Genomic DNA, 8661 nt, shown 5'->3' on the forward strand with positions numbered 1-8661 from the left:
TTTCTGACAAATGGGATGACAACTTGTTAAACCTCTGTTTTATATAGACTTTTACAGCTCTCAAATAGTGTGTATATGAACTCATATACACTCCTATATACACACTGTATTTTTTCGTGCTCCCCGATATACACACAAATCGGCGTGATTTAAGAAAAGGATCGGGCAAACACGAAACGATAATGTGGTCATTATCGTTGGCTGAGAGGCAATGCGCAAGTGAGTAAAACTTATATACACAATATCCGGCCACCAGCTACACGCAACAAAAAAGGGAACGCTGTCACGTTCCCTCAATCGTAGTAAACTAGATTCACATTCATCATTGATAGCGGCTGAATTGCCACAAAAAGCATACTTGTTAAGAATCTTCTTTTTGGTTGTTGTTAGTAAACTTGACTGCCTCTAGCAAACTGGCCGCTTTCATCACTGTACGCTGTATAAATTCCTTCGCAGCTTCGTCCAAAGCCTCACATTCCATAAGCGTAGCGACCACTCTAAGGTCATTTGATGTATATTTCATTTTATTGTCCTCCTAAGCCGAGTGGTTTACTGTCAAATAATTTACCAAAGAATTAGCAAGTGCTAAATAATGAAAACAATAGAATTGACTCCCAATATGAATGCTATTACTTAACGCAATATGTACATCATTTCGTATAAAAACAACAAATTGGAAACGCGCATAAACTACCAGACACCTGATCGCATATCCAGTAATTTATAACCATAAAGTGTGACTTTGTTATTACTATTTGATAGAAAGCAAAAAGCCGCAATTTAGCGGCTTTTTATGGCATTTAGATGTTTATTAGCGCTCTGGAACGGCATATTCTTCGAATTTCGGCTATTGCTGCGCTGGTGGAATCACCCTTGATTTTCTCGTAGATACAGTCATCAGTTTGGGCTGCAATTTTGGCTTGAGCCTCTTCTATCTGACGCTCAATTTTGTCGCGATCAAGGTTAGTAACCAAATCACCATGAACACCCAACTCAACCTCATAGAACTTGCAAACCTTATACTTTTCGATTTGCTCTTTTAGCTCCACCTCACGCATTGCACTATTAAAGTCAAGTTCCGACTTACCAAAGCCATGCATTTCAGCAACTTTGGCTCTGCCATATTCAAGCGCTTCTTCATCCGACAAACCATTATCAACACCTTGCGCAACATTGATTTTAAAGTCACGCGAGTACAGTTTGCTCTCCATCAAACGTGCATAATGATAATCATACGGGTTTCGTTGTTCCGTTACCGTCGGGCAACGTGGTAGTTGCGCTGCGGTGGCGCACGACGCGCCACCAGCTAAACCCAAAATCATTGCTGTTAAAATGCTTTTACTAGCGATCATTTTAGATCTCTCCATACTTCTTTTCTAAGCACTCCATTAATGCTACCAACTCTGTTGCTCTTGCAGCAACTTCATATATTTTTGATTATAGTGCGCACCATTCTGTGATTTACTCGCCATTTTGAAATGTTGCTTCACCGAACGGCTTAAAACTTCGTTGGTGATCGGGTTTTGTCGGCCCCATTCCGAGCGGTTGAACTCACGGATATTGTTAAGCACGCTTTTACGTCCATCATTGTCCTTAGTGCGTACCGCCAGCCAGTAAGCATTCATTAAGCTTTGACGACGGCGAGTAACTTGACGTTCGTAGCCTTTCAATGCGCTGTTTGAGTCGTACTGCTGAACAAGTCGAGCCGGAGTAAAACCAAGCGCTTGTTGAGCATGTTCAAACAATGTCACATCATCAATGATAATTTCACCATTTCGGTTTGTGACAGTGCCACCTTCTGAAGCGTATCGCGCAGTTCTAAACACGTCCCTAATCCATTTTGGAGTCATGTATTCTACGCCGCGCAAATACTGGCCTTCTGTCATGTAGTCCAAACCACGCGCCCAAGATACAGCAATACCAAATGATGCACCTGCCGCCTGTTGAAGAATGTTTTCAGCAACACCAACGCTATCTTGTGCGTCTGATTCTTGTACCCAAAGGCGAAGCAAATCAATGTTGATTCGGCTTGAAACGCTAGGCATTGAACCGTAGTACAAGCCTTTCGCAATATCTTCACCGAACGTCTTAGCAAGTAGCGATTTTAGCTCTGTCTCTGCATCCCAAGGCTCATTGTCATCACCTGCCACTGCATAGGCCATATTAGCAATTGCCGCGATTGTAGCGACTGGTAGAGCGTTTAGACCGCCGATGGCAAACGTAACGGCAAATGTGCCAAGCAACTGCTTACGCGCTTCCTTTCTCACCTCTGGCGTTTCGCCCTTAATTGAATCAAAGAAACGGCTAAACAAGTAGTAAGTCATGTTTTGGCTGTACTGCTTGAACTGCAATGCTACCGCCGCAACGTCACCTTGCATGAATCGAGCGCGGTTACGGCTCGAATAATCAAAGTGACTATCCCAAGTCGCTTTAGTTGCGTAATCAAGTGACTCTTGTTTGCTTAGTCCGTTCTTCTTCGCCATACGGTAAGCAGTGATAAAACAAACCTCACGGTTCATTACTTCGGCCCAATGGAAAGGCGCACCGATTAGTTGCTGTGCTTTCGCCCATTTACCCGTATAGTTTGACGACTCTTGCTCTGCCATACCTGTTAAGTCGGCCATTTGAGTTACGTCGATAGCACCAATTTTGATCGCGTGGCGTAACGCATCTCTCTCTTCTTGGTTAAGTACGTCGCCCAAAATGCCGTTGGTCATGTCCATATCACCACGCAAGCCAGCTTTTGATTTTTTAGCAACGAACGTCTTAGCAAATAGGCCCGATAGACTTGCCATTTCCGCCGCTGTTTCCTTAAAACCAAAACGTGAGCCAATGTAAGGCAAAGCAATCTGCCAGTTTTGGGATAAGTTGATCATCGCTGACGCTGGTGAAATACCGATTTGCCAGAAGAACCCAAAACCAGTTAGCGCTTGCGCCCATTGTGCGCGTTGTGGGTTCATCATCCATTCGTGACGCTTAACCATTTCGTTATATAAGCGTGACGCCGAAACGTTATTGCTCTTATCCGTAGCAATCTTCAACTCTTCCATTAGATCGGTGAAACGCTTCTCTGTTTCTAGTCGCGCTTGTTGGTTCGCTTGGCGAACACCCTGATCTGCTAGCACACGAGCCGCATCTTCTGAATAACCAGCCACACCTTTACGGTGAATGAATGATTTACGAATTGAACGATCAGGCATGGTTTGCAAATACATTTGGTAGATTTCATCAGTTAACTGATCTTTCACCTTGTCGTTAGTTTGCGCACCTGAGATCGCCTTAATAATATCGCTCACGAATGACGCGCTAGCACCATTTAGGCCGCGACTCTCTTGGATTTTTAGACCAAAGCGCACTTGTCCAACTTCTAAGTTCGCATTCTTATCATCCTGAACCTTGTAGCCAGCCGCCTGAAGCTTTTTAACGTCTTTCATCATGGCGTTTTCAGTCTCATACATTTGGAATACACGCTCACCGCTTGGGTCAACGGCATCGATCCAGTAGTTACCAAAACGCGCCAACGGAACATAGAAACCAAGGCGTGATTTTTCCATCATGTAACGATGGTAAGTGTTCTCACCTGCTCGTTTGTTACCAGCCATGGCAAGATCAGTAATGCGCTCTTCTAGCGCCTTATCCATTTCCTCGCGTTGGCTAATGTAGTGATCGCGCACATCGGTAAAGACTTTTTGAGCATCTGGCGAAAGCTGTAGGAACTTCTCGCGTAATGCCTTGTGTTTAAGTCTTAGTTTCGGCTCGTTCTTAATCTCACGCTCTAGCGCTTGGCGTTCTTGCCAAATTTCAGAACCGCGCTTAGTTTGCGAACCGCCGTACTCTTGGTAAAGCTTCGCTAGTGTTTTGAGTAGCACTTTCTTCTCATCAGTTTGGTCAACATACTCTTTTGACGGGTCAACATCGGCCAACGTCGCATCGTGCAACAAACTAAAGGTAGCTTCGGCGTCTTGTGGCTTATCCTTACGGAACTTATTCAAGGCATCAGCTTGTTTGTGAACTTTCTCAATCAAGTCTGTTTTGCGTGTAGTAAACAAATCTTTGTTGTTTACATACGACTCAAGAATGTTGCCAACCTCACGGCTTACTCGTTTTCTACCTACTTCAGCCATTTGGCGTAGGTTTAACAACGCCCAACCACCATTTTTAAGCGCATCAAACTGCTTGCTAATAAATGGAACGTTGATCTTGCCAAGCATTTGCTTGTAGAAACTCTCATTCTTCGCTGCCAACGCATCAGCAATGCTCACAATTGGATCGCCTTGCTGCGCCAAATCCTCATCCATGCTTGAGATTGTTTGGCTAAAGCGCACAACGTTAGAAAGCGTGGTCATTCCGTTAGGTTTTCGAAGGTCGCTATCCACGTTGTTGATCATGTTGCGCACTTCTGAAAGCGTGATTTTCTCTGCACTCAAAATGCCAGAACGACGCAATGCACCAAGCACCCAAGACAACACTTTGTCTAAGATTCGTTGAGAAACGCTAGACTCTGTTTCTGCAATCTTAGCGATCACCTCTTCCGCTTTTACGTCTTCCGGTGCGGTTCGATATGATTTATCAACCTCGGCAAAGATGCCTTTCAAAGAGTTAACGTTTCGTAGGCTGTTGACCTTCTTGGTTAACTGCGCTTGTTGAGCAACGTCTAGGTTTGCGTATAGGCCATTGTGAGCAATAAACTCATGGCGCAAAGTGCGGCGAACGTCAGCAACGTTTTCCAAGTTTTCTGCCACCAGCACAACACGGTTATCACCGGACAACCATGCGCCTTTAACAATCGCATTGGATTCAGTTTCAACCAGTTCATGCAGATCGGCCATAGTTGGCACAACCATTACATTCGCACCTTTCAAACCGTCGTATTGGTTAATCCAATCTTGAGCGGCTTGAGTAACCTTTTCAGGCGATAGGCTGGTGGAAGGCTTTTTGTTGACTTCGCTGGCCTTGCTGAAACGAATATCGTCGTACTGATCGTTCGCTGGTTTTTCAATGACAATAATCTTTGTTGCTACGTTCGTAGGGTTCAAGCTGTTCTTGAATGCGCCAGCGTCTAGGTTGATCTCTTCTGCACCAACTTCATCTAGGTAACGACGGAAGTTTTTATTTGTTGTGTTGCCACGATTACCAGCCATTGAGCTAGTGATAGCAACCAACTTACCGCCATCTTTTAGCATCGTTAGCGCATGGTTGATGTGGTGAATATCTGCATCGTTACTAAATGGAGGATTCATAACAATGCGGTCATAGATTTCACCAGCGTTATATTCCAAGAAATCACCAGCAACAACGTTGTGCCCCTTCTCTTCAAGTAATTCGCTTAGAGTGAAAGCAAGCTCACCAACATCAAGATCTACGCCATTTAGAGCTGCAATTTGATCGGCAATGTGACCCATACCAGCACTTGGCTCTAGCACTTTCATACCTGGTTTAATATCGGCTAAATCAATGAGCTTTTTCACTTCTGCTTCAGGAGTTGGGAAGAAGTCATTAAACGCATTACGGTTACCACGTACAGTTTCCTCAATCTTCTCTGTGAGTTTTTGTAAGCGTGTTTTTTCTTTCTGCGTTGACATTTTTCCGTTGTTCGCTTGCTCATATTCACGCAAGGCTTGGCGCAACGTGATATCGCCTTTAATACCCATGCGAATTAAGCGATCTTGCGACTTGAATAACTCGTTGATGTGCTCGACACGGTAAACAGTGTTTGATTTGCTACGCGCTAGCTGGCGCAATTTAGGAATAACTTTATCCCAACGCGCACCATTCAAGTTAACGCTCTCGTGCTCCTTCAAGCCTTTAATGTTTGCTCGAATAGATTTAGCCGTCATCTTGTAACCGTCTAGGTTTTCGATTTCTCGCGCAATGTATTCAAGTGACGCTGGCGTACTCTTCGGCGCTGGAAAACGAACGTAACGAGCAACCTGATTAAACTTAGTTTCTGGTTTTAAATGCCAGTTGCCTTGCTGATCTCGATACGCTAGTTTTTCTCGAACATCTTCAGGCATATCCCATTTAACACGGTTCATAACGCTTGTTAGTTCTTCAAGCTGGCTGATATCAGTCAAGTTGCCTAGCAGTAGGAACTCGCCAGATTCAACGCCATCGGCAATCTTACGCAAGATATTCGCTTGCGCCTCTTGCTTATCTGCTCGTGCCGCTGCGCTTGCTGCCATGGCTGCGCGACGAGAAGTATTAGTCAAACGCTGTGCGTTGTTTGACTCATCAGCTTTCGCCTGTAGTGATGCCGCTTTTTCGCGTAGAGCTTCAACTTGCTTCTCTTTTTTCGACTTCGTTTTCTCTTGATCGCGTTGTTTAACTCGTTCGCTTTGATCAACGTTCAAGCCGCCCATTACAGATAGGAAATCATCACGCGCTTGTTCAGATTTAAAGTCAAAACGAGCTGGCAAGTTTTTAGGTTTGTAAGCTCGTGCGTACCAACCGCCTAGCTGTTTCGCCTTGGCTCTCATATCGTTGAAAGTATCGCTATCAACTTCGCTAAACGCAGCGCCATAGCGTTGTTCACCTTTAGCTTCGTTGAGAACATCGACCTTGCTCAACTCGATAGTCCCGTCAGTTTCAACGGCCTTAACTTCAGCTTTTCGCTCTAGTTCGCGCTTTTCTTGCTCTGCTAGTTTGCTTAACTGATTTTCAGTGTATAGACGGTCAAACTCGGCTAGCTGCTGGTCATTGAAAGCATCAATAGTGCCGCCGTTAGCTCGTGCGTAGGCTTGGAAATCATCAAGTGTTTGAGGATTATCAAGAGCCTTTTTCTTGCGCTCGGCTTCCTGCTCACGCTCGATTGCTTGTTGTTTTCGTTTCTCAGCAAGCTTGTTGTAGTCAGCATCACTCATTTCAGAAAGAATGTTGCGCATAGCTGAAGGTGATTTAACTACAAACATTCCACCATCAGACTGAATAGCAGCAAACTGGTTGCCGATATCTTTAACCGCTCGCTTAACTAGATCGTCTTTACGCAAGCTTGTATCAATCCATTGGCCCATTTGAGCAAAGAAATTGCCGATAGCTGGCTTCGTGAATTGGCTAAATTCTTCCTCTAAAGCCGGAACATCATCAATGTAGTTATCGATCAGCTCAATTGCCTCTTCCTTGGTGTACTCGCCACTTTGAAGCGCGTTGATAGCTTTTAGATATTCACGCGCTCCACTTGGGCGAGAACGGCCTTTTTTAGCTTTAGACGCATCAGTTTCGTTGCTGGTGGCCTTGCTAGATTTTAGTTTGCTTCCTTTTGGTGGCGTTGGCTCTGGCTTGTCGTCACTCAGATAGCTTTTTGCCAAGTCGATTGCTTTTTGGCGATCTGATTGATATTGGCTAGTGATCCAATTGCTGAATGAATACAAGTCGTGCGTATCCGCGCCAGCTTCTTCCATTGCTTTAGATACTGCTTTCCAAGCTGGTTCTAACTCGTAGCTCTTGACGCGATAAGTTGGGTTTTCTGCGTACTTATCTGATACAGCTTGAAGAGTATCAATGAGCGAAGGCTCTTGCTTATCTGCTTTTGTATTGGTTTTGCGCTCTTCTAATTTGGCAATATCACCTTCTAGTCTATTGATTAGTAGGCGCATGGCTTCGCCGTTCTCACCATTAGCAATACGAGCTTTGTAGTGAGCGATCTCAGCTTGTTTGTAGTTGATTAGCGCATCCAGCTCTTCAACGGTTGGATTAGACAAATCTTTAAATGGAGGAACCTTGGCCGGAATCTCTGGAATTTCCACATCGGAATCCGCATCTTCACCAAAATCTAGGTTCAAATCTTCCCAAGAGTTGGCGTCTAGGTGGCCTTGGTTTTCGTTGATAAACTTATCCCAAACCGCTTCGTTACCGCCTTTCGCTCGGTACTCTTTCCAGACTTCACCAAGCTCGTTGTAAGCATCTTGTTCGGCTTTTTCTGCTGTTCTTAGTCGGCTTTGTGCTGCTTTAACTCGTGGATGAGCCATATCAACACCACTACGATCCGTAGAATGTTGCATTTCAACTTCATCTAAGTTCTCTTGAGCTGCTTCAACTTTCTTTTGAGCTGTCGAGATTTTAGAGAGTTTGCCCTTAGCTTTACGGCTGATTGTGGCCGGAATCGCTTTTAATTGTGTAGGTTTGTTCTCAGCTTTTTTCGCCGTAGAGTCGCGCTCTGACTTCACTCGTTCAGATAAGTGGCGATCAGCATAATCACGCAGATACTTATCAAACTCTTTATGCTGTGAAGAAGTTAGATCGGCACCCTTTTTAATTCCGTTTTCGTCTCGGAACTCCGCAATACGATGAGTGATCCAAGACATATAGCCAGCATTGCTATTGATAGCTTCAAGCTCTTCCGCTTCCAAAGTATCTAAGTACGCTTGATAACGTGGGTTATCTGCCTTACCTGTTTTTGCTTTAGCAAAGCGTTCTTTTGCAATTGTCTGATTTACGTCTTTAGCTTTCTCTGGAGTGGTAATGCCTCGACGCTCAGACTCAAGCTCTGAACGTAACCATTTAAGATCTTCAGTAGTGCCTTTGCCGTCTTTGATTTTGTTTAGACGACCTAAACGAGCGGTAGCGCGTTGGCGAGAAAGGTCACTGTCACTTGCTTGGTATGCCTTCTTAGCGTCGGAAATCTCGCGATCCAAACCTTCCAGCTCTTCATCACTAAGTAGTGCG

The 8661-nt window shown here is 44.6% G+C and carries 3 protein-coding genes; all 3 read right to left on the reverse strand.

Annotation, left to right across the window (positions count from 1 at the left end; genetic code table 11):
- Positions 1 to 361 precede the first annotated feature (361 nt).
- Entirely contained in the window at positions 362 to 523 is a 162-nt protein-coding gene (locus IQR33_RS14280; protein ID WP_153993878.1) for a hypothetical protein, read from the reverse strand.
- A 277-nt stretch (positions 524 to 800) separates the two neighbouring features.
- Complete coding sequence (locus IQR33_RS14285; protein ID WP_115386134.1) at positions 801 to 1352, reverse strand: hypothetical protein; 552 nt, start codon at positions 1350 to 1352, stop codon at positions 801 to 803.
- Positions 1353 to 1394: 42 nt separating this feature from the next.
- The gene (locus IQR33_RS14290) at positions 1395 to 8630 is read right to left on the reverse strand and encodes a PLxRFG domain-containing protein (RefSeq protein WP_228013901.1); all 7236 of its coding nucleotides are present in this window, start codon (positions 8628 to 8630) and stop codon (positions 1395 to 1397) included.
- Positions 8631 to 8661 lie beyond the last annotated feature (31 nt).

Origin of the sequence: Vibrio sp. OPT46, from assembly GCF_015163535.1 — a bacterium.
GTDB classification, from domain to species: domain Bacteria; phylum Pseudomonadota; class Gammaproteobacteria; order Enterobacterales; family Vibrionaceae; genus Vibrio; species Vibrio alginolyticus.